Source organism: Aeromicrobium changchenzhani, assembly GCF_057586615.1.
Genome location: NZ_CM172480.1, coordinates 2,911,319 through 2,929,845 on the forward strand (window position 1 = coordinate 2,911,319; position 18,527 = coordinate 2,929,845).

Below are 18,527 nucleotides of genomic sequence, written 5' to 3' on the forward strand. Positions count from 1 at the left end.
ACTAAGGCAACCCTTTGCCGTCAACCCCGCAATTCGCAGCCTTACGCGGCCAAAGAGTCTAGGTTTGGCCACACAAGGCTTCAGATCGAGTGCGCATGTCCCGCCGCTGGAGCCGCAGCATCATTTTGTGGTTGGGCATCATCACGATGGCAATCGGCGTGGTCATCGCCCGGCGTTCATACAGCGGCTATGTGTTCTCGATCCTCCTCATCGCGTTCGGCGCAGGAATCATCATCGTCGGCCTAGCCCGATCGTTCCGAGCATTCGACTCGGGGAAGGGTACGGGTATTGCGGTGGCGTCGTCGGCGCTGGCTGTTGCCCTTGGTGCGACCGCCGCGATTGCCGTTCCGCAGATGACCGCAAACTCGGCACTGGCCGAGAACCGTCAGTGGACCCGGCATCTTCCCGTTGGCGAGATTGCCACGGCACATGGCACCTTGTTCATCTCGACCCTGCAAGGCCAGTTCATCGGAATTGACCTAGTTTCGGGTAAGACCCGATTCAACGTCGACACCAACCCCGATGGCGGCCAGACCGGCTCGCCGGTCACGGCTCTCGCCCAAGACGGCACGCATGTCGCCCTGCGAACCTCGCCCGAAAGAACCGTGGTCATCGTCCACCGGTTCGACGGCAAACCGGCCTGGCAGCGAACGATCAAACCAGGCGCGGATCGCTTCTTCGTAAAACCGCTGGCGGCACAGGACTCAGCGGTCGCGATCGAGACCTGCCCGCCACGCGACTTAAATGATGTCAAGCCCCATGAATGTCGCGTCGAAGGCTTTGGTCCGGCCGGAGCACCGACGTGGTCCGGCACATTCGGCAATGTCGACCACGCGGCCGATTCGTCCGGTGAAAGCGATCTCGGGGCCAAGCCCGTCGTGCTGGCCCCAGGAAGCCACGATGAAGCCATCGTGCTTGACCTCACCACCGGCAAGAAGACCCATCCCGCCGATACAGATGCGAGCCCCAGGGCCAACGAGGTCGTCAAAAGGTTCCGCTCGCCGCGTGTCCGCCTCTTCACGACGACGGACTCGTCGACCCAGCGTCTCGGCGACCATCGTGTCGTCGTGACCGGCGACACGATCCGCTCCACCGTCGGGGGCCATCCAGAAGATACATGGACGGTCCCAATCGGCAACCGAATCCTCGCCAAGGCAATTCCCAGCGCGATCCTGTTCCTCCGGGACACCGCCACCGGACCTATCGTCAATGACGAAAAACCCGAAGCGAGGCGTTTCGAGGTTCGTTCAATGACTACCGGCAAGGTCGGGCTTCGAGGTCTCGCGCCGACTGGAACGGTGATTCCGGTCGACGCGCATACGACCCTCGCGATCAAGGGCACGGCCTACATGCTCTACCGCGCCAAGTAGCACTTCATGCAGAAAGCCCCGCCGACCTCATCGAGGTCGGCGGGGCTTGGCTCTGATCAGATCAGTGGTTATGACCTGCGTGGCCGCCCGCTAATACTTCTTCGGCTGGCTTCTCGACGACCAAGGTTTCGGTCGTGAGCAGCATGGCCGTGATCGACGCGGCGTTGGCGAGCGCTGAACGCGTCACCTTGACCGGATCGAGCACACCCTGCGCGACGAGGTCACCGTATTCACCGGTGGCCGCGTTGTAGCCCTGGCCGCTTTCACGAACCTTCGAGACGACAACTTCACCGGAGACGCCGCCGTTGCGGGCGATCCACTCCAGCGGAGCGTCGGCACCGATGCGGACGATACGTACGCCGACCGCTTCGTCACCGGTAAGACCAAGGTCACCGTCAAGGACCGACACCGCGTGAACGAGGGCGGAGCCGCCACCGGCGACAATTCCCTCTTCGATCGCGGCGCGCGTCGCGGAGACGGCATCCTCGATACGGTGCTTCTTTTCCTTGAGCTCAACTTCGGTGGCTGCACCGACCTGAATGACACAGACGCCGCCGGCGAGTTTCGCCAGCCGCTCCTGCAGCTTCTCACGGTCCCAATCCGAATCCGAGCGTTCGATCTCGGCCTTGATCTGGTTGACCCGTGCGGTGACCTCATCGGCTTCGCCGCCACCGTCAATGATCGTCGTGTTGTCTTTCGTGATGATGACGCGACGAGCGGTGCCGAGGACTTCAAGACCGATCTGATCGAGCTTGAGGCCCACATCGGAGGTAACAACCTGTCCGCCGGTCAGGCTCGCAATGTCCTGCAGCATCGCCTTGCGACGATCGCCGAACGCCGGCGCCTTGACCGCGGCCGACGTAAACGTGCCACGGATCTTGTTGACGACGATCGTCGAGAGCGCTTCGCCATCAACGTCTTCGGCAAGAATGAACAGTGGCTTGCCCGCCTGGACAACCTTCTCCAGAATCGGCAGCAGATCGCTGACCGCAGAGATTTTGCCCTGATTTATCAGGATGTACGGATCGTCGAGGACGGTTTCCATACGCTCGGTGTCAGTCACCATGTAAGGCGAGATGTAGCCCTTGTCGAACTGCATGCCCTCGGTGAACTCGAGCTCGGTGCCGACCGTGTTGGATTCATCGACGGTGATCACGCCATCTTTGCCGACCTTGTCGAACGCTTCGGCGATGAGCTCACCGATGTGTGCGTCGCGGGCCGAGATGGTGGCAACGTCAGTCATGTCCTTCTTGTCATCGACGTCGCGAGCCATCTCGCGCAACTTTTCGATGACCGCCGCAACGGCTGCTTCGATGCCGTGCTTCAGGCCGACCGGATTGGCACCGGCGGCCACGGCGCGGAGGCCTTCGTGAACCATCGCCTGGGCGAGGACGGTCGCGGTGGTCGTACCGTCACCGGCGACGTCGTTGGTTTTGGTGGCAACTTCCTTGGCCAGTTGAGCACCGAGGTTTTCGAACGGGTCATCAAGCTCGATCTCACGGGCGACGGTAACGCCGTCATTGGTGATGGTCGGAGCGCCCCATTTTTTGTCCAAGACGACATAGCGTCCCTTGGGGCCGAGTGTGACCTTGACGGTGTTGGCGAGCGCGTCGACACCGCGTTCGAGGGCGCGGCGCGCGTCCTCGTCAAACTCAAGAATCTTAGGCATACAGTGTTCCTTTTTCGGCAAAATCAGTGGGAGTGAAAAACCCCGACACCCCGGTAACGGGGCGCCGGGGTGTCACGTCAGGAAACGACAGCGAGGATGTCGCGCGCGGAGAGGATAAGGAACTCCTCGCCCGAGTACTTGACCTCGGTGCCGCCGTACTTGCTGAAGATGACCTTGTCGCCGACTGCGACGTCGAGGGGAACACGGTTGCCGTTGTCGTCAATACGACCCGGTCCAACTGCGATGACTTCGCCCTCTTGTGGCTTCTCCTTGGCGGTGTCTGGAATAACCAGACCTGATGCGGTGGTCTGCTCGGCCTCGATTGCCTTTAGGACAATACGATCTTCGAGCGGTTTGATGGTGACCGACACGTGTCGACCTCCCCTTTCACAGTGATGAAAGTTGGACGTTTCAGTGCGTACGCCGTCGCGGGGGCCATACACACGGATTAGCAGACTCATGGTGAGAGTGCTAACTCAGAATCTATCACGCTCTGGCACTCGGACCAACAGAGTGCTAGCCGGGCATGCTTGCTTCGCTGCGCATTTACTCCGCCTGCTCGCTGGCGCTCGCATGCGGCCGGCTCTCGTCGCTCCGCTCCTCGCTACACGTCACCTTGAATATTTATTTCGTAAGGATCGCTCACGTCAGCGGCTCTTCTCACCTTAAATATTTATTTCGTAACGATCAGTCACGTCAGCGGCTCTTCTCACCTTAAATATTTATTTCGTAACGATCAGTCACGTCAGCGGCTCTTCTCACCTTAAATATTTATTTCGTAAGGATCGCTCACGTCAGCGGCTCTTCTCACCTTAAATATTTATTTCGTAAGGATCGCTCACGTCGGCGGCTCTTGCCGTTGCGGCTTGTCGTTGGGTGCTCGGTAGTGTCGGCGTATGGATCTTGCGACCTTCCAACGGCTGTTGTCCTCGCCAGGGCAGTCGTTGCTCGCCGAAGTCGCGGCCCGCGCGGGAATCGAATCAGATCTGGCGCTTGGGACCCGGCTACGCCGCACCTATGACGTTGAGTTGGTGGCCGCAGCGGTGACGCAGAACCATCTGCGCGGCAAAGCGGCGGTGAAGTTCGGCGCTGATGCGGCACGGATGTATTTCACTCACGATGCACTCGAACAGGCAACCCGCGGGATCGTCAGCGCACATCGGGCCGCCCGCCTGCCGACCGATTCAGCAATCCTCGATCTGGGCTGCGGCATCGGCGGCGATCTGATCGCATTCGCGCGCGCCGGCATGCGGGCCCGCGGCGTCGAATTCGATCCAGTGCGAGCGGCGATCGCGCAGGCCAATCTCGCCGCCCTCGACTTACCAGGCAAGATCATCTGCGGGGACGCAACCGAGGTGACGATCGGCGACGATGAGATCGCGTTCGTCGATCCGGCCCGCCGCGACGGCGCAGGACGCATCTTCGATCCCACCAATTGCGTGCCGCCCTGGGACTTCGTAACCGGGTTGCTCGCCGGTCACGCCGTTGCGAAAACTATGCCGGGGATCAACCACCGTCTCGTACCGGCCGATGCTGAGGCCGAGTGGATCAGCGTCGGCGGCAACCTCGTCGAAGCTTGTCTGTGGGGTGCCCCCTACGCCACTGTCGCGCGACGGGCGACGGTACTGCCGGCCGGCAAGTCGCTCACCTCCGACAGCCCGGTCGCCGAGGGCACCGACGTGCCAGGCGAATTCCTGTACGAACCCGACGATGCGGTGATCCGCGCCGGACTTGTCACTGCTGTGGCCGCGCTCGTCGGTGGATGGTTGATCGATTCGAAGATCGCGTATGTTTCGAGCGATCAGTGCGTCCCAACCCCATTCGCCCGAGTCTTCCGGATCCTGGATGAGCTCCCGTTCCGGGACAAGCCGTTGAAAGCAGCGCTGGTCACCCATGACATCGGCACCCTCACGATCAAGAAACGGGGCGTCGATATCGTGCCTGAGGTCCTCATCCGGAAGCTCAAGTTGAAGGGTTCAACGACCGGAACCATCGTGATGACTCGGGTCCACGATGAGGGGCGAACATTCCTGGTCGAGCCGCTCTGATCGCACTCAAACCAAGGCGGTTCCGCGCGTCACTTCGAAGATCAGACTGGTCTCGACGTTGGCAACGCCCGGCCGGCTGGTGAGTTGGTCGAGGATGAGGTCCCGCAGCGCGTCCGATGATGCCGCTGCGACATGGACCAGATAATCGTTCGCGCCACTCACATGGATGGCGGAAATCACGCCGCGCAGATGCGGGACATCGGCACGAAATGCCTCCACCTGCTCGCGCACATGCCCGCTGAAGCGCACAGCAATCATCGCTTCCACCGGCAGACCGACCGTCGATGGATCGATCGTGGCATGGATCCCGGTTATGACGCCGCGCTCACGCAAGGATCTGACCCGCCCCAGGCAGGTGGACTCAGCGACCCCGACTGCGCGCGCCAACGTCGCATTGGGCAGCCGGCCGTCCTCAAACAACGCCTGCACAATCGCACGGTCGATCTCATCAAGGGTTGGCGGCGTGCGGGGCGCAGGACCTGGAGCGAGGCCACGAATTTTCTTCGGCATTAACCGAGGCTAACTCACTTATTTCGCAGCTTCTTCGATGTTGATCACAATTTTGTGGCAAAACACGGAACTATTGCGAAATTTGCTGGCAAATCTTCACACTAAAGACCTACACCGTTTCTGAGGAGCAGCATGAGCGCCACCGACACTCGAGCCGTCCACGCCGGACGCGAAGATCTCAACGCGCTCGGCGTCCATGTGCCGTCGATCGATTTGTCCACGACCTATCCGCTAACCGACATCGAAAGCGGCGGCGCCTCATACGAGTTGCTCGCGACCGGCAAACGTCCCAATGCGGACACCAACTATGTGTATCAACGCCTGTGGAACCCCAATGTCGACCGCTTCGAGCGCGCATTGGCTCAACTTGAGCATTCGGAGGAAGCCGTCGCTTTCGCCTCGGGTATGGCTGCGCTCAGCGCCTGCCTGCTGGCCGCAGTCTCAGCCGGCACCCCACACATCGTCGCGGTACGCCCGCTCTACGGCGGAACCGACCACGTCCTCGCGAGCGGGTTGCTCGGCACCCAGGTGAGTTGGGCCGAAGCGGACACGATCGCCGAGCACATTCGTCCCGACACCGGGCTGGTCGTGCTTGAGACGCCGGCCAATCCGACCCTCGAACTGGTCGATCTCGCCGCTGTCGTCGCGCAGGCTGGGGACGTACCTGTCCTCGTCGACAACACCTTCGCCACCCCAATCCTGCAGCAGCCGCGTAAGCAAGGCGCTGCCTTGGTCCTGCACTCAGCAACCAAATATCTCGGTGGCCACGGCGACGCGCTCGGCGGCGTTGTCGCCACAACTCCCGAATGGGCAGTTCGGCTCCGTCAGGTGCGGGCCTTAACCGGCGGGTTGCTCTATCCCCTAGCCGCTTACCAACTGCATCGCGGCCTGCAGACCCTGCCGGTGCGCGTACGCGCCCAGCAGTCAAGCGCGATCGAGATTGCCCGCTGGCTGGGTGAGCAGCCAGCGGTCGAACGCGTCTACTTCCCCGGCTTAGAAGGCACCGATCCACATGGCCTCGTCGGCACGCAGATGAGTGGTCCGGGCTCGGTCATGGCGTTCAGTTTGCGTTCCGGATTCCAGGCCGCGTCCGATGTCGCTGCGGGCTGTCACCTCATCACCCACGCAGTTTCACTCGGTGGGGTCGACACGCTGATCCAACATCCTGCCGCGTTGACCCACCGCCCGGTGGCGCCCGACGCTCGGCCGTCGGCTTCGGTATTGCGACTCTCGGTGGGCCTCGAAGATCCGCAGGATCTCATTGACGACCTCGCCAAGGCATTGGCACCGCTGCGCTAACCAGATCTGGTCGCATAGTCTCAGGCTATGCGAATCGACCTCAATGCTGATCTCGGCGAATCGCACGAGCGGTGGGGCTGGGGCATCGACGTTGCGCTACTGCAGACCGTCACGAGTGCGAATATCTGCTGTGGCGCATACGCGGGCGACGAGTCGCTGATGCGCCTAACCTGTGCGGCAGCGGTCGAGCACGGCGTGGCGATCGGTGCACAGATCGGCTATCGGGACCGAGTGAATTTCGGCCGTCGCCAGGTGGATCTGCCGACTGCCGAGCTGACCGATGAGTTGCTCGGGCAAATCGCCCTGCTTCAGTCGATTGCGCAATCGGTCGGCACGCTGGTCGCCCGGGCCAAACCGGGCGCCTTGCTAGATCAACCGGTGGACGTCGCGCACCAAGCCAGACAGCTTCTGCGTGCGGGCGTCGACTCGATCTGCATACACAGCGACACACCCGGCGCGCTCGAGTTGGCCCGTGCCGTCCGCACAGCACTTGAGGCCGACGGCGCCACGGTGCGAGCGCCATGAAGCTGCTGCCCTGCGGCGACACCGCGTTGTTACTCGACTGTGTGTCACTGGCCGAAGCACAGAATTGGTATGCCGCTCTCGACGGTAAGGTCGATATCGTTCTCGGCGCCCGGACCGTGCTCGCCCATGGCGATCCCACCGAACTCCGCGCGCTCATCGCCCGAACAACCCCCACGCTCACGCCGACGGGCAAAAGCGCCGAGCCGATCGAGATACCGGTGACCTACGATGGCGTCGATCTGGCCGAGGTCGCCGCATTCACCGAACTCACCGAAGCCGAGGTGATCACGGCACACACGAGCACCCTGTGGACTGCGGCGTTCGGCGGGTTCGCTCCCGGCTTCAGTTATCTGAGCGGCGGCGATCCCCGCCTCCAGGTGCCACGGCGCCGCTCGCCCCGCACGAAGGTGCCGGCCGGAGCGGTGGGCCTGGCCAGCGAGTTCACCGGCATCTATCCGCGTGTATCACCCGGTGGCTGGCAGTTGATTGGTCATACGGCAACACCAATGTGGGATCTCGAGCGCACCCCGCCGGCGCTACTGCTGCCCGGTCAGCTCGTACGATTCACGGTCGCGTCATGACGATCACCATCAATCGCATCGGGTTGCAGGCGCTCTACCAAGATCTTGGACGGCCCGGCTATTCATCGATGGGCGTCGGACGTTCGGGTGCCTTCGACCGACGGGCCCTGCGGCAGGGCAATGCGCTGCTTGGCAATCAGCCGGGCCGAACGGGCATCGAGGTTGTCGGCGGACAATTTTCAATCATTGCCGCCGACGATCACCTGGTCGCGTTGACCGGTGCTGCCGCGGCAGCAACGATCAGTGGCGTTCCAGTCGCTCACGGCCGAGTGCTCAGCCTTCGGCGTGGCCAGATCCTGACGCTCGGCGCTGTGACGACTGGGCTACGGACCTACCTGACGGTTGGCGGCGGTTTCGACGTGCCGGAGGTTCTTGAATCGGCCTCAACTGACACGCTGTCTGGCCTCGGCCCTACCCCACTAGGTGCTGGTGATCGATTAGCAGTCCGTCGCCGCGAGGGTCTGCCTAGCGGTCTCGATGTGCCAGCGCTGATCAGTGCTGGCGAGGTGACCGTTCGCATCCGGCTGGGACCGCGCGATGATTGGTTCACCACGACCGACATACGACAGCTATTCACAGCTGCGTGGACCGTCGGCATGGACACCGACCGCATCGGACTACGGCTCGCTGGCCCTCCGCTCGAGCGCCACCAGGACCTCGAGCTCCCCAGCGAACCCTGCGTCCGTGGCAGCATCCAGGTCAGCGCTGACGGCCAGCCGATCGTGTTCGGCCCGGATCATCCGGTAACCGGCGGTTATCCGGTCGTCGCGGTCATCGCCGATCGAGACCTTGACGCGCTGGCTCAGGTCCGCCCCGGCGAGATCCTCCGGTTCACCCGCTGAGCCTCGCCCCCGCCCGCCGAGTGGCGGCCCCCACCTGCCGACTGGCGCAAATTCGGGGGAAATCCCGCCGAAAAACCCCAAATCTGCGCCAGTCGATGACAAACTTGCGCCACTCGCGGGTTGGGTCGCTGGTGCTCAGTGCTTAGTTGCGGGCCAAGGGCCGAGCTCCGAGGCCGCGCCAGCGGAGAAAGTCACCGGACCGAGCGGCTCACGGCCCGCCAGCCACGCGGCAACGTCCTGCGACGATCCGGCGACGTGTACGTCTGCCGCTCCCCCACCTACACGGGTGCCATCGGCGCGAACAAGCACGATCTTCGCGGGCAGCCGCAGCGCCAAGAACTCGAAGAGGTGCGCGCAAAAGATGTCACTCCACTGCGCCGAGGTCAATCCGAGGTCGAGATCAGTCTGGTGGATGGCGAGCTCACGCCAGGCACCTTTAAGCCCATCTCGTGTGGTGCCCTGTCGATAGGCGATCGATCGTGCCCAGTCCGGCTCCGTCATGGCGGCGATCGCAGCAGCTAAGCGATCGAGCGCGCCGTCGAGCACCACCTTCAATTCGGCGGCGGGCAAGGCCGCCCGTTCCTCGATGTCGGCGTTACGTCCCGCCATGCCGCCCGTGTACTGCTCAATCTGGTCACCGCGCAGGGCATATTCGAGCTGCCGGGCCATGCCATGCGAGAAGCCTGCGATGTGGGCAACAACGTGAGCGCGATCCCAACCGGATAACCGTGAGTCAGCCAGCAAGTGCTCAGCCGTTGCGGCGCGGACGGCCACACGGATTCGGTCACTAGCATTGGAAACGTCGCTGCAAATCAACTCAACGGATGCCATAGCCACAGGGTATGCCTGAGTCAGGCCGCGTAGATTTGGGTCACCGGCATACTCGAGTCGGCCGGAAGGTCAAGGCGTGAGGGTGCTTTGCCCGCGCGGACCAGCGAAGCCCCGAGGGCAGCAACCATAGCTCCGTTGTCAGTGCAGAGTCCGGGCCGCGGGACGCGAACCGTGATGCCGCGTGCGGCGGCGGCGTCCGTGATGAACGTGCGCAAGCGACTGTTTGCGGCCACACCACCGCCAATGATCAGCGAGGTGGCTCCGTTGGCGGCACAAGCGGCCATCGTTTTCTTGGTCAGTACATCGCATACGGCGTCCTGGAACGAGGCCGCAACATTGGCCACCGGCAACTCTCGCTGCATACGTGCTTCATGCTGTACGTGTCGCGCAACGGCGCTCTTGAGCCCCGAGAAGGAAAAGTCGTAACGATGTTTTTCCATGTCCCGGCCACCGGTCAATCCCCGCGGGAAGGCAATCGCCGCCGGATTGCCGTCGCGTGCCACCCGATCAATGTGCGGTCCGCCCGGATAAGGCAAGCCGAGCAGCCTCGCGACCTTGTCGAAGGCCTCGCCAGCGGCATCATCGATCGTCTCGCCGATCAGACGGACGTCGTCGGCGATGTCGTTGACCATGAGTATTGAGGTATGCCCGCCGCTGACCAACAGGGCTGCCGTCGGCTCGGTGAACCGGCCGTGTTCGAGCTGATCCACGGCGACGTGGGCTACCAAGTGGTTGATGCCATACAGCGGTTTGTCATGCGCGAGGGCCAGCGCCTTGGCCGCCGCAATGCCGACCAGCAACGCGCCAGTCAGGCCGGGGCCGCAGGTGACCGCGATCGCGTCGACGTCCTGGACACGCACGCCCGCCTCGGCGTAAGCCTGTTCGAGTGTAGGAACCATCGCTTCGAGATGCGCCCTGCTGGCCACTTCAGGCACAACCCCGCCGAAACGCACGTGCTGTTCGACGCTCGAGGCGACCGCATTGGCAAGCAACTCGGTCCCGCGCACGATGCCGACGCCCGTCTCATCGCAGGAGGATTCGATGCCAAGAATCAGAGGTTCACTCACAATACCCATTGTGGCAGGACTACCCGAGTCGCCAAGGTTTGGCCGGAATATCGCCGAAGTTGCACGACTGGCGGCAAGATTTTGGGGCAAAATCGGCCAAATCTTGGGGACGGGTGCCTAGTTGGCGGCCTTGCGCGCGGCTCGGGCCGCGTACTCTTCCTCATCCATCTTTTTGGCTTCGGCAAGTGTCGGCGCGGTGCCGCCGTGGCGAACCGGAGCCCACCATTTGCCCTCCGGCGAGATCGGATAGTCCGCGATCGCGCTGTCCAACAGGGCTGACATGGCCGCACGAAGTTTGGCGGTCTCAGCAATGGGATCTTCGCCAGTCACCTCGAGCGGCTCGCCGACATACAACGAGATGTGCTTGCCGCGGCCCTTCAAATCCGAGGGATGATCCTTGGTCTTGAGCAGCTGCGTTCCCCAGGTGACCATCGGAATCAACGGGACCCCGGCCTCGGCGGCCATGCGCACTGCACCTGTCTTGAGTTCCTTAACCTCGAACGACCGGCTGATCGTGGCCTCGGGAAAAATACCGACGATCTCACCCGATCGGGCATACTCAACCGCATCAGCGTAGGACTGTTCGCCGTGTCCACGGTCCACCGAGATGTGATGGAACGAGCGCATCAACGGCCCGCTGACCTTATTGTCAAAGGCTTCTTTCTTCGCCATGAATCGGACCAACCGTTTGCTCGGCTGTGCGGCAAACCCGTCGAAGATGAAATCGACATAACTGATGTGATTGGCGGCGAGAATCGCACCGCCCTCGGTTGGGACGTGCTGTCCGCCGGATGTCGTGAAGGTCATTCCCATGACCTTGAACAGCGCCTTGGCGGTCAAGATGACGGGCGGGTAAGTGATGTCTCGCATGGCACCACCCTAGGGGGGTGGCCTAGTGAAGACGTCCGTCAGCCAGCTTTGATACAACGTCCACTAGTCATCTTCGACTATGTGAACAGCGGCTTCCTCCGCACTCGCGGCGGCTCCATCGATGCCGATGTCGTGGCCGAACATTTCCGATTCGGTGTCCTCGCCCGATCCGTCGTTAGTTTCGACCAGTCGACCGGCCCGCCGAGTTCCGACTTCGCCGTCGTCAACGTCGTCGTCAATGTCACCGTTGTCATCGTTGGTGGCAGCCTGATCGGGATCGGGTTCTTCCTGCGCAATCCGCTGATCGAGCGACTCGCCCTGGCGCTGTTCGTCGGCAGTGCTCCCGAAGGATTCAGCAGCCGACCATCGCTCCGCTGGCGAATAGCCCTCGTCGAGGACGTCGTCGACACCGCGATCGTTGAGCGTGTCGTCAGCCTGCAACTGATCGAACTGCTCTTGGCCTTCGGGGACCTCACCTGACATTTCACTCATGCCCCCCACTGTGGCACGCCAATCGCTCAAGGTCGACGATATGCGTCGATTTCAATCTCAATCAAATGGTCGGGGTGAGCTAAACCGGAGACCTCCACCATCGTCGCCGCCGGTCTGATTTCGCCGAATAGTTCTTTATGGGCGCGCCCGATCTCGGCCTGATCGGCGATATCGGCCACGAACATCCGCGTACGAACGATGTCCGCGACGTCGAAACCTGCTTCGCGGACGGCCTCAAGCGCGATACCGAATGCTGTTATGGCTTGGAGGTAGGGATCGCCGGCGCCAACAACCTCGCCATCGACCGTTGCCGTGGTACCCGCTACAAAGAGCGCCGGGCCGGCGACAACCGCGCGGGAATAACCGTAAAGGTCCTCCCACGGCGCCCCCGAGGTCAGGCGAGTCATGCCAGCAGCCGTTCCATCACGAGCGCATCCGAACCGTCGGCGTAATAATCTGTGCGACGGGCGATCTGGGAATAGCCAAATGATTGATACAGCCCAATGGCTGGCGCATTGTGGGCGGCGACTTCGAGCAGCGTACGAGTTGCTCCCCGAGTCGATGCAACGGCGAGCAACTCGACGAGCAGTTCACGCCCGACCCCGCCCCGCCGTGCAGCCGGGACGACCGCAATGCGGTGCAGATCTGCGACGTCGTCAATAACTTGAATCGAACCGTAGCCGATCACGCTGTCCCGATCAGTCGCCAGCAGAACACTCCGGATGTCGGCAGTGATCTCGCTCTCCAACGTGGCGAGACTCCACGCGTCGGTGGCGAAGCAACTCGTTTCTACCTTGGCCAATGCCGGGCCGTCGGAGAGTGCTGCGCGCCGGATCATGCCCGCTTTGCCTGCACCGAGGGCACCGCATCCGGGCGTCGAAGGTAGAGCGGCTCGAGCGGCAACTGTTCCACGTTCTGGGCAAGCACCGTGGTGGCCAACCAAGTGGCCTCCGGATCATCATGTCCGCCGAAATGATTCAGCTGGTCCAGATAGAGCGCAGCGCCCCGACCATACGCAGCGATGCCGGGGTGTCGGTCGGACAGCTCCTGAGGCTTGAGGACTCCCGGTCCCTCGACCCGTTTGCCCGCAGCGGTGTATCTGGCCCAGTAGACCTCTTTCCGGCGCGCATCGGTCGCAACGAGAAACTCGGCGTCGCTCTCGATTCCGGCCGCGATGATGTCAAGTGTGCAGACGCCATGGGTCGTCAGACCCAGCGTCGAGCCGAGCGTGAGTGCCGTGACGACACCGACCCGCAAACCGGTGAATGGGCCGGGCCCGACGCCAACGGCGATATCGGTCAGGTCCGCAGCCGTCACGCTGGCTGCGCTCAACGCTTGCGCGATGAACGGTGACAGGAGCTCGCCGTGCGCCATCGCATCCTCGCCGAACACCGTCGCCAACGTTTTTGTCCCGTCATGAATTGCGACGGTGATGACTGGGGTGGCGGTGTCAAAGGCGAGCAGGAGCACGAAGCAAGGTTACCCACCCCCGGGCGGGCGGTGTCTCAGCAACCTCATAACCCCCTGAATTAGGTTGCTGAGGCACCGCCCATGGGCGGGATTGTCGATAAATCAGGCAAGCAGCGTGGAGCGCAGCGGGACGCCGACCCAGCGCGGGCCAACCGGCTTGACGGTGATGACCCGGGTCTCATCGCTTGATCCGTCGACTGCGGTGCCGTCAGGATCATTTTCGTGAGCTTCGCGCGTCTCGAAGTGAACATGCAACCAACTGTCGCTGATTTGCTCAGCCATGCCTTCGCCCCATTCGACAACAGTGACCGCGTCCTCCGCAGTCGCATCAAGGTCGATGTCGTCTATCTCAGCGGCGCCGCCGAGCCGGTAGGCATCGACGTGGACGAGTGCCGGCCCGCCGATCAATGATGGGTGGGTCCGGGCAATCACGAAGGTCGGTGACGTAATTGGGCCCCGAACCCCCAAACCTTCGCCAAGCCCTTGCGTGAATGTCGTTTTGCCGGCGCCGAGTTCACCGGTCAGAATCAGAACATCGCCTGGCCGCAGCAGCGTAGCAAGTTTGGCTGCAAATGCCTTGGTGTCCGCGGCGGTCAACAGTTCCCGTGCGAGCCACAGTGTTTTGCCAAACTCAATCAACGGCCCATCTTGCCCGACCGGGTAGTACAGCCGACGACTCCAGAATCGGATTGTGTCGGGGAGCTCCTCACGCACGAGCAGCCAGATGCCATCTTTGCCGCGCTCTTCAGCGGTGTCCTCGGCAACGCCGAGCATCGCCGAGGCCACTCCTCTCGACTGGATCTCCGGATCAACACTCACCCGACGCAGCCCGAGCAGCCCGGGGCGCGATTCGTCGAACAGCAGCGCTGCGGCCGGCAAATTGCGCCGTTCGACCAGAAGCCCGCCATCGGTCGACAACACAGCACCGACCGTTTCACTCGTCTCGTCGAGCGCAGTCGACGGCGGATCGAGCACGCGCCGGGCGCCGAACGATTTATGAATCACCGCGACGACGGCATCAGCATCGCCGCCAGTTGCGTCAACAACATTGAGAGCGGTCATGACAGCTGTCCATACAGATCGGCAATTATCTCGGTCACGTCATCATGGTTTTCGAACATCACCATGTGCCCGGCGCCCTCGACCGCGACGAGCCGCGCGCCGGAGATCTGTTCGACGAGCCGCCTAGCATGCCGGATCGGGGTCAGTATGTCTTTGGTGCCGCACACGACGACGGTCTCAGCCTTACCGATCGTAGCCAGCGCTCGATAGCGGTCCAGAGTGACAAAGCTGTTTTGGAAGTCGATGAGCACATGTGTCGGCGTGGACAGAATCATCTCATTTGTCATATCGATGTGACGCTCCTGCGCCTTCGGACCGAGGCCCCACCGGCGTATGACCGAGTAGCTGTTGAAAGCACGACCCTGGTCCAACAACGGCGACAATCGGCTGACAATCGGCAAGACGCGTCGTAAAGCTGAGTTGCCCTTCATCAGATGGCCGGCGCTGGTCGAGATCAGCACAACCCCCGTGACCCGGGATCCGAACAGTTCCGGGTGCGCATCGGCGAGGCCCATGATCGACATGCCGCCCATCGAATGGCCAACCAAAATGATGTCGCCCGTCGGCACGAAGGCCTCGAGCACGACACGTAGGTCCTCGCCGAGTTGATCGATCGAGGAATTGTGATCGTAGGAGCGGCCGGACCGGCCGTGGGAGCGCTGGTCGAAGAACACCATACGAGCTTGGCCCCGCAAGGCAGCCCGCTGATAGTGCCAGGTGTCGAGATTGCAGGTCCACCCGTGCACGAAGACGATTGTCGGACCGGCGGGTCCCTCATCAACCTCAACGTTGAGCGTCACGCCATCGGTCGCCGGAACCGAATCCGGTGTCGAACGTACTGAGCCAAACTCGAGGTCCTCGCCACGACGCAGACGACGTTGGCTTCGCTGGTGCGTATTGATGGTTTTCGCAACAACACCCGCGGCCACGAAGGCAGCCGCGGTCGAGCCAAGCTTGACCATGTTGTTCATTGATTTGACGGCGTGGCTCATCGAGCTCCCCTATAGGTGCGCTGAATACGGCCGCCTAGCTGCGTCACGATTTCGTACGCAATTGTCCCAGCGGCGCGTGCCCATTCTTCCGCAGTTGGTTCGCCATCGGTTCCGGGGCCGAACAGTGTGACCACATCGCCCCGCTGAGCTGGTGCATCGGCGAGATCTACAACGAATTGGTCCATGCAGATCGTTCCGGCGACCGGCACCCGATGCCCGCCAAAGAATGCCTCAGCCGTAGCCGACGCGGTGCGCGCAATGCCCTCCCCGTAGCCCATCGGAACAAGTCCGAGCGTCGTCTCGTGCTCCGTGACGTAGCGGTGGCCGTAAGAGACTCCCACACCCGCAGCGACACGTTTAACCGCAGCGAGCCGGCCGCGCAATGTCATCACCGGGGTCAGCGTCGTGTGATGTACCAGCTCAAAATCGGGGTTAATGCCGTAGGAAGCGATGCCAACGCGGACCAGATCGAAATGTACGCTCGGCCGGGTCAACGTTGCGGCCGAATTCGCAAGGTGTCGCAGCCCGGGTTCGAGCCCCGCTGCGATCATCTGTTCGACGGCTTCGACGAATACCGCTTCCTGGGCGGCGTTCGCAGGATGGTCCGGCTCATCGGCGCACGCCAGATGTGACCACACTCCGGTGATCTCGACCGATCCGTTCGCCTGTGCCTTGGCCGCCGCAGCCAGCAGATCAATCCATTGCCCGCCGTACGCCCCGTTGCGCGACAGCCCGGTGTCGACCTTCAATTGCACTTTTGCCCGCATACGTTTCGTTGCGGCCACGATCTCGGCAAGCTGCTCGGTCGAAGACGCCGTGACCTGCACATCATGCTCGATGGCGCCGGAAAAATCCGCGCCCGGACTCGCCAGCCAGCAGAGTAGATCGTCCGTGTCACCGGCTGATCGAAGCGCTTTGGCCTCCTCGAGCGTTGCCACCCCGAGCCATGTCGCGCCGGCCTCACGGGCCGCTCGTGCACACTCGGCCGAGCCGTGGCCATAACCATCAGCCTTGACGACCGCCATCAACGCCGAGTTGGGTGCACACGCCGCAAGATTGGCGAGATTTTGCCGATAGGCGTCAAGGTTGATGACGGCTTCAGCTTGTGGAGCGCTGCTCATACTGATGATTCTCTCAAGTCCGGCTCAAGGAAATCTCGTATGGTCTTGCGCAGCCCGGCGGCAAGGTCGGAGGCGATGATCGGTCCGCCGGGATTGGTCTGTTCAGCTGTCATGCCATGCAGGAGCGCGGCCAACGAGCCCGCATCGTACGGATCTGCCCCCACTGCCAAGAGCGCACCGGCGAGCCCGGCCAATACATCGCCCGATCCGGCCGTGGCCAGCCAAGGCGAACCCGAGCGGTTGACACGGGTCGGCCGGCCCGACTGAGCAATCAGCGTTCTGGCGCCTTTGAGCAATACGGTGGCATCCCACCGGTCTGCAGCCGCATGGGTGTGCCCGAGCGGATCGGCCTCGACCGCATCCCGGGTGACGTCGAGCATCGTGGCAAGTTCGCCCGCATGCGGTGTCAAGAGGGTCGGTTGGTCGAAACTGTCTGGCAGGTACGCCAAGGCCGCCGCGTCAATCACGAGCGGGACGTCGTCAGCGAGCGCCATCGCCAGCTGGTCGGCTGCGCCCGCGCCGCCGCCTGGCCCGACGACCCAGGCTTGAACCCGTCCATGTCCGGCGACAACCTCCGGTGCCCGATCCACGACGCGGGCGCTCAGATCGGGTGCCCCGACGAAGCGAACCATGCCCGCCAGCCCGCACTGCGCACCAGCAACGCATAGGTGCGCCGCGCCGGCGTATGCAGCAGATCCTGCGGCGATGCCGACGACTCCGCGGGTGTATTTGTGCACCGCTGCGGTCCGGTCGTGAAATGGCCTCAGCAGATCAGCAAGCAGATCGCGGTCGGCTTGGTCCAGAGATTCGAGAACTGCCAGCCCGGGCTCGATGCCGAGATCGACAAGTTCAATTCGGCCAGCGACGGCCGCCGCGGGGTCGGCCAGTAACGCCGTCTTGTAGGTGCCGAAGGTAATCGTTGAGTCAGCTCGAAAATATGTTCCCGGCAAGGTCGCGCCGTCGACATCGACGCCGGATGGAACGTCGACACTATAGACATACGGTCGGTTAGAACGCGCCCAATCAGCCCAGTCGGCGGCCACCCCGGACAGCCCAGGTCGGGCGCCGATCCCGAACAGTGCGTCGACGCAGAACCGCTGGTCGGTCGGCGCTTCGACAATTCGAGCGCCCGCCGCAGCTGCTGTGGCCAGCCCCTCGACGTGGACCGTTCCCGGGTCGAATAGGCACAGGTCGACACGCACTCCCCGATCCAACAGATCGACAGCGGCATACAACGCATCGCCACCGTTGTTGCCGGGCCCGATCAACATCACCACAACGTCGCCCGCGGGGATCTCCAGATGTTCAGCCAGTCCGTGCGCGGCGCGTGCCATGAGGGCGCCAGCTGGCAAGGTCGCGGCGACTTCCGCTTCGGCCACCCGGATCTGCTCGACCGAGTGCGCGCTCAGCATTCCGCAACCACGAAGGCAGTGGCGATGGATCCGTCGTGAGAAATCGACAGGTGCACGGCGGTGATGCCCATCTCCGTCGCTCGTGCAGCGGCCGCGCCTGACAGGACGAATTCAGGGGCACCGGCCGCAGTTTTGACTACCTCGATGTCCTGCCACGACATCCCTGCTGGAGCGCGAAGCGCTTTCACGAAGGCTTCTTTTGCCGCAAAACGGCCCGCCAGTGATTCGAGCGGCAGGTCCGCTTCGCTGTCGTTGAACAGCCGCTGGCGCAGCGTCGGCGTGCGCTCCAGCGTCTCGCCGAAGCGCACAATGTCGACAACGTCGACGCCCACGCCACTGATCATGCGCAAACGGTCTTGTAGTGGA

At 62.8% G+C, this 18,527-nt stretch carries 21 protein-coding genes; 6 read left to right on the top strand and 15 right to left on the bottom strand.

Annotation, left to right across the window (positions count from 1 at the left end):
* The first annotated feature begins 95 nt into the window (after positions 1–95).
* Positions 96–1,370, top strand: a complete 1,275-nt coding sequence (locus AC2YB9_RS14675; protein ID WP_487266087.1) for a hypothetical protein — start codon at positions 96–98, stop codon at positions 1,368–1,370.
* 61 nt (positions 1,371–1,431) lie between these two features.
* Here AC2YB9_RS14675 and groL read toward each other — a convergent pair whose 3' ends face one another.
* Positions 1,432–3,039, bottom strand: a complete 1,608-nt coding sequence (groL, locus tag AC2YB9_RS14680; protein ID WP_487266088.1) for a chaperonin GroEL — start codon at positions 3,037–3,039, stop codon at positions 1,432–1,434.
* 77 nt (positions 3,040–3,116) lie between these two features.
* Positions 3,117–3,410: a co-chaperone GroES gene (gene groES, locus AC2YB9_RS14685; RefSeq protein WP_487266089.1), complete on the bottom strand. Its 294-nt coding sequence runs from the start codon at positions 3,408–3,410 to the stop codon at positions 3,117–3,119.
* 525 nt (positions 3,411–3,935) lie between these two features.
* Between groES and AC2YB9_RS14690 the strand changes: the two genes are divergently transcribed.
* Positions 3,936–5,087 (top strand): class I SAM-dependent methyltransferase, encoded by a 1,152-nt coding sequence (locus AC2YB9_RS14690; protein WP_487266090.1) that lies wholly within the window; start codon positions 3,936–3,938, stop codon positions 5,085–5,087.
* 6 nt (positions 5,088–5,093) lie between these two features.
* Here AC2YB9_RS14690 and AC2YB9_RS14695 read toward each other — a convergent pair whose 3' ends face one another.
* Positions 5,094–5,597, bottom strand: a complete 504-nt coding sequence (locus AC2YB9_RS14695; RefSeq protein WP_487266091.1) for an Lrp/AsnC family transcriptional regulator — start codon at positions 5,595–5,597, stop codon at positions 5,094–5,096.
* Positions 5,598–5,729: 132 nt separating this feature from the next.
* On the opposite strand from AC2YB9_RS14695, the gene AC2YB9_RS14700 reads away from it, so the two are divergent.
* The 4 genes from AC2YB9_RS14700 to AC2YB9_RS14715 are packed head-to-tail and all read left to right on the top strand — an operon-like array spanning position 5,730 to position 8,844.
* On the top strand, positions 5,730–6,896 hold the full coding sequence (locus AC2YB9_RS14700; RefSeq protein WP_487266092.1) for a trans-sulfuration enzyme family protein: 1,167 nt from the start codon (positions 5,730–5,732) through the stop codon (positions 6,894–6,896).
* 27 nt (positions 6,897–6,923) lie between these two features.
* Positions 6,924–7,421: a LamB/YcsF family protein gene (locus tag AC2YB9_RS14705; RefSeq protein WP_487266093.1), complete on the top strand. Its 498-nt coding sequence runs from the start codon at positions 6,924–6,926 to the stop codon at positions 7,419–7,421.
* Positions 7,418–8,002: a 5-oxoprolinase subunit B family protein gene (locus AC2YB9_RS14710; RefSeq protein WP_487266095.1), complete on the top strand. Its 585-nt coding sequence runs from the start codon at positions 7,418–7,420 to the stop codon at positions 8,000–8,002. Before AC2YB9_RS14705 ends, AC2YB9_RS14710 begins: the two co-directional genes overlap by 4 nt.
* On the top strand, positions 7,999–8,844 hold the full coding sequence (locus AC2YB9_RS14715; RefSeq protein ID WP_487266096.1) for a 5-oxoprolinase subunit C family protein: 846 nt from the start codon (positions 7,999–8,001) through the stop codon (positions 8,842–8,844). Before AC2YB9_RS14710 ends, AC2YB9_RS14715 begins: the two co-directional genes overlap by 4 nt.
* Positions 8,845–8,979: 135 nt before the next feature.
* On the opposite strand, the gene AC2YB9_RS14720 is transcribed toward AC2YB9_RS14715, so the two are convergent.
* The 12 genes from AC2YB9_RS14720 to AC2YB9_RS14775 form a co-directional block, all read right to left on the bottom strand.
* The gene (locus AC2YB9_RS14720) at positions 8,980–9,675 is read right to left on the bottom strand and encodes a maleylpyruvate isomerase family mycothiol-dependent enzyme (protein ID WP_487266097.1); all 696 of its coding nucleotides are present in this window, start codon (positions 9,673–9,675) and stop codon (positions 8,980–8,982) included.
* Between the two features lie 20 nt (positions 9,676–9,695).
* Positions 9,696–10,751 carry a tRNA (adenosine(37)-N6)-threonylcarbamoyltransferase complex transferase subunit TsaD gene (gene tsaD, locus AC2YB9_RS14725; RefSeq protein ID WP_487266098.1) on the bottom strand — a complete coding sequence of 352 codons (1,056 nt, stop codon included), beginning with the start codon at positions 10,749–10,751 and terminating at the stop codon, positions 9,696–9,698.
* 108 nt (positions 10,752–10,859) lie between these two features.
* On the bottom strand, positions 10,860–11,612 hold the full coding sequence (locus AC2YB9_RS14730; RefSeq protein ID WP_487266099.1) for a lysophospholipid acyltransferase family protein: 753 nt from the start codon (positions 11,610–11,612) through the stop codon (positions 10,860–10,862).
* Between the two features lie 63 nt (positions 11,613–11,675).
* Positions 11,676–12,104: a DUF5709 domain-containing protein gene (locus tag AC2YB9_RS14735; protein WP_487266100.1), complete on the bottom strand. Its 429-nt coding sequence runs from the start codon at positions 12,102–12,104 to the stop codon at positions 11,676–11,678.
* A 26-nt stretch (positions 12,105–12,130) separates the two neighbouring features.
* The gene (locus AC2YB9_RS14740) at positions 12,131–12,511 is read right to left on the bottom strand and encodes a RidA family protein (RefSeq protein WP_487266101.1); all 381 of its coding nucleotides are present in this window, start codon (positions 12,509–12,511) and stop codon (positions 12,131–12,133) included.
* Positions 12,508–12,942, bottom strand: coding sequence for a ribosomal protein S18-alanine N-acetyltransferase (rimI, locus tag AC2YB9_RS14745; RefSeq protein WP_487266102.1), 435 nt, complete (start codon positions 12,940–12,942; stop codon positions 12,508–12,510). The genes AC2YB9_RS14740 and rimI overlap by 4 nt, the downstream gene beginning before the upstream one ends.
* On the bottom strand, positions 12,939–13,574 hold the full coding sequence (gene tsaB / locus AC2YB9_RS14750) for a tRNA (adenosine(37)-N6)-threonylcarbamoyltransferase complex dimerization subunit type 1 TsaB (protein WP_487266103.1): 636 nt from the start codon (positions 13,572–13,574) through the stop codon (positions 12,939–12,941). Before tsaB ends, rimI begins: the two co-directional genes overlap by 4 nt.
* Before the next feature lie 102 nt (positions 13,575–13,676).
* Positions 13,677–14,636, bottom strand: a complete 960-nt coding sequence (tsaE, locus tag AC2YB9_RS14755) for a tRNA (adenosine(37)-N6)-threonylcarbamoyltransferase complex ATPase subunit type 1 TsaE (RefSeq protein WP_487266104.1) — start codon at positions 14,634–14,636, stop codon at positions 13,677–13,679.
* Complete coding sequence (locus AC2YB9_RS14760; protein WP_487266105.1) at positions 14,633–15,628, bottom strand: alpha/beta fold hydrolase; 996 nt, start codon at positions 15,626–15,628, stop codon at positions 14,633–14,635. Before AC2YB9_RS14760 ends, tsaE begins: the two co-directional genes overlap by 4 nt.
* A complete protein-coding gene (gene alr / locus AC2YB9_RS14765) occupies positions 15,625–16,749 on the bottom strand; it encodes an alanine racemase (protein WP_487266106.1) in 1,125 nt (374 codons plus the stop codon). The genes AC2YB9_RS14760 and alr overlap by 4 nt, the downstream gene beginning before the upstream one ends.
* The gene (locus AC2YB9_RS14770; RefSeq protein ID WP_487266107.1) at positions 16,746–18,161 is read right to left on the bottom strand and encodes a bifunctional ADP-dependent NAD(P)H-hydrate dehydratase/NAD(P)H-hydrate epimerase; all 1,416 of its coding nucleotides are present in this window, start codon (positions 18,159–18,161) and stop codon (positions 16,746–16,748) included. Before AC2YB9_RS14770 ends, alr begins: the two co-directional genes overlap by 4 nt.
* The gene (locus AC2YB9_RS14775; protein WP_487266108.1) at positions 18,155–18,505 is read right to left on the bottom strand and encodes a holo-ACP synthase; all 351 of its coding nucleotides are present in this window, start codon (positions 18,503–18,505) and stop codon (positions 18,155–18,157) included. Before AC2YB9_RS14775 ends, AC2YB9_RS14770 begins: the two co-directional genes overlap by 7 nt.
* Positions 18,506–18,527 lie beyond the last annotated feature (22 nt).

Excerpts from the sequence above, each read along its gene's own strand:
- AC2YB9_RS14770 (WP_487266107.1), bottom strand. The coding sequence starts at position 18,161 with ATGCTGAGCGCGCACTCGGTCGAGCAGATCCGGGTGGCCGAAGCGGAA.
- AC2YB9_RS14760 (WP_487266105.1), bottom strand. The coding sequence starts at position 15,628 with ATGAGCCACGCCGTCAAATCAATGAACAACATGGTCAAGCTTGGCTCG.
- AC2YB9_RS14775 (WP_487266108.1), bottom strand. The coding sequence starts at position 18,505 with ATGATCAGTGGCGTGGGCGTCGACGTTGTCGACATTGTGCGCTTCGGC.
- AC2YB9_RS14740 (WP_487266101.1), bottom strand. The coding sequence starts at position 12,511 with ATGACTCGCCTGACCTCGGGGGCGCCGTGGGAGGACCTTTACGGTTAT.
- AC2YB9_RS14695 (WP_487266091.1), bottom strand. The coding sequence starts at position 5,597 with ATGCCGAAGAAAATTCGTGGCCTCGCTCCAGGTCCTGCGCCCCGCACG.
- alr (WP_487266106.1), bottom strand. The coding sequence starts at position 16,749 with ATGAGCAGCGCTCCACAAGCTGAAGCCGTCATCAACCTTGACGCCTAT.
- AC2YB9_RS14710 (WP_487266095.1), top strand. The coding sequence starts at position 7,418 with ATGAAGCTGCTGCCCTGCGGCGACACCGCGTTGTTACTCGACTGTGTG.
- AC2YB9_RS14690 (WP_487266090.1), top strand. The coding sequence starts at position 3,936 with ATGGATCTTGCGACCTTCCAACGGCTGTTGTCCTCGCCAGGGCAGTCG.
- AC2YB9_RS14715 (WP_487266096.1), top strand. The coding sequence starts at position 7,999 with ATGACGATCACCATCAATCGCATCGGGTTGCAGGCGCTCTACCAAGAT.
- AC2YB9_RS14700 (WP_487266092.1), top strand. The coding sequence starts at position 5,730 with ATGAGCGCCACCGACACTCGAGCCGTCCACGCCGGACGCGAAGATCTC.
- AC2YB9_RS14720 (WP_487266097.1), bottom strand. The coding sequence starts at position 9,675 with ATGGCATCCGTTGAGTTGATTTGCAGCGACGTTTCCAATGCTAGTGAC.
- tsaD (WP_487266098.1), bottom strand. The coding sequence starts at position 10,751 with ATGGGTATTGTGAGTGAACCTCTGATTCTTGGCATCGAATCCTCCTGC.
- tsaE (WP_487266104.1), bottom strand. The coding sequence starts at position 14,636 with ATGACCGCTCTCAATGTTGTTGACGCAACTGGCGGCGATGCTGATGCC.
- AC2YB9_RS14705 (WP_487266093.1), top strand. The coding sequence starts at position 6,924 with ATGCGAATCGACCTCAATGCTGATCTCGGCGAATCGCACGAGCGGTGG.
- AC2YB9_RS14730 (WP_487266099.1), bottom strand. The coding sequence starts at position 11,612 with ATGCGAGACATCACTTACCCGCCCGTCATCTTGACCGCCAAGGCGCTG.
- AC2YB9_RS14675 (WP_487266087.1), top strand. The coding sequence starts at position 96 with ATGTCCCGCCGCTGGAGCCGCAGCATCATTTTGTGGTTGGGCATCATC.
- AC2YB9_RS14735 (WP_487266100.1), bottom strand. The coding sequence starts at position 12,104 with ATGAGTGAAATGTCAGGTGAGGTCCCCGAAGGCCAAGAGCAGTTCGAT.
- rimI (WP_487266102.1), bottom strand. The coding sequence starts at position 12,942 with ATGATCCGGCGCGCAGCACTCTCCGACGGCCCGGCATTGGCCAAGGTA.
- groL (WP_487266088.1), bottom strand. The coding sequence starts at position 3,039 with ATGCCTAAGATTCTTGAGTTTGACGAGGACGCGCGCCGCGCCCTCGAA.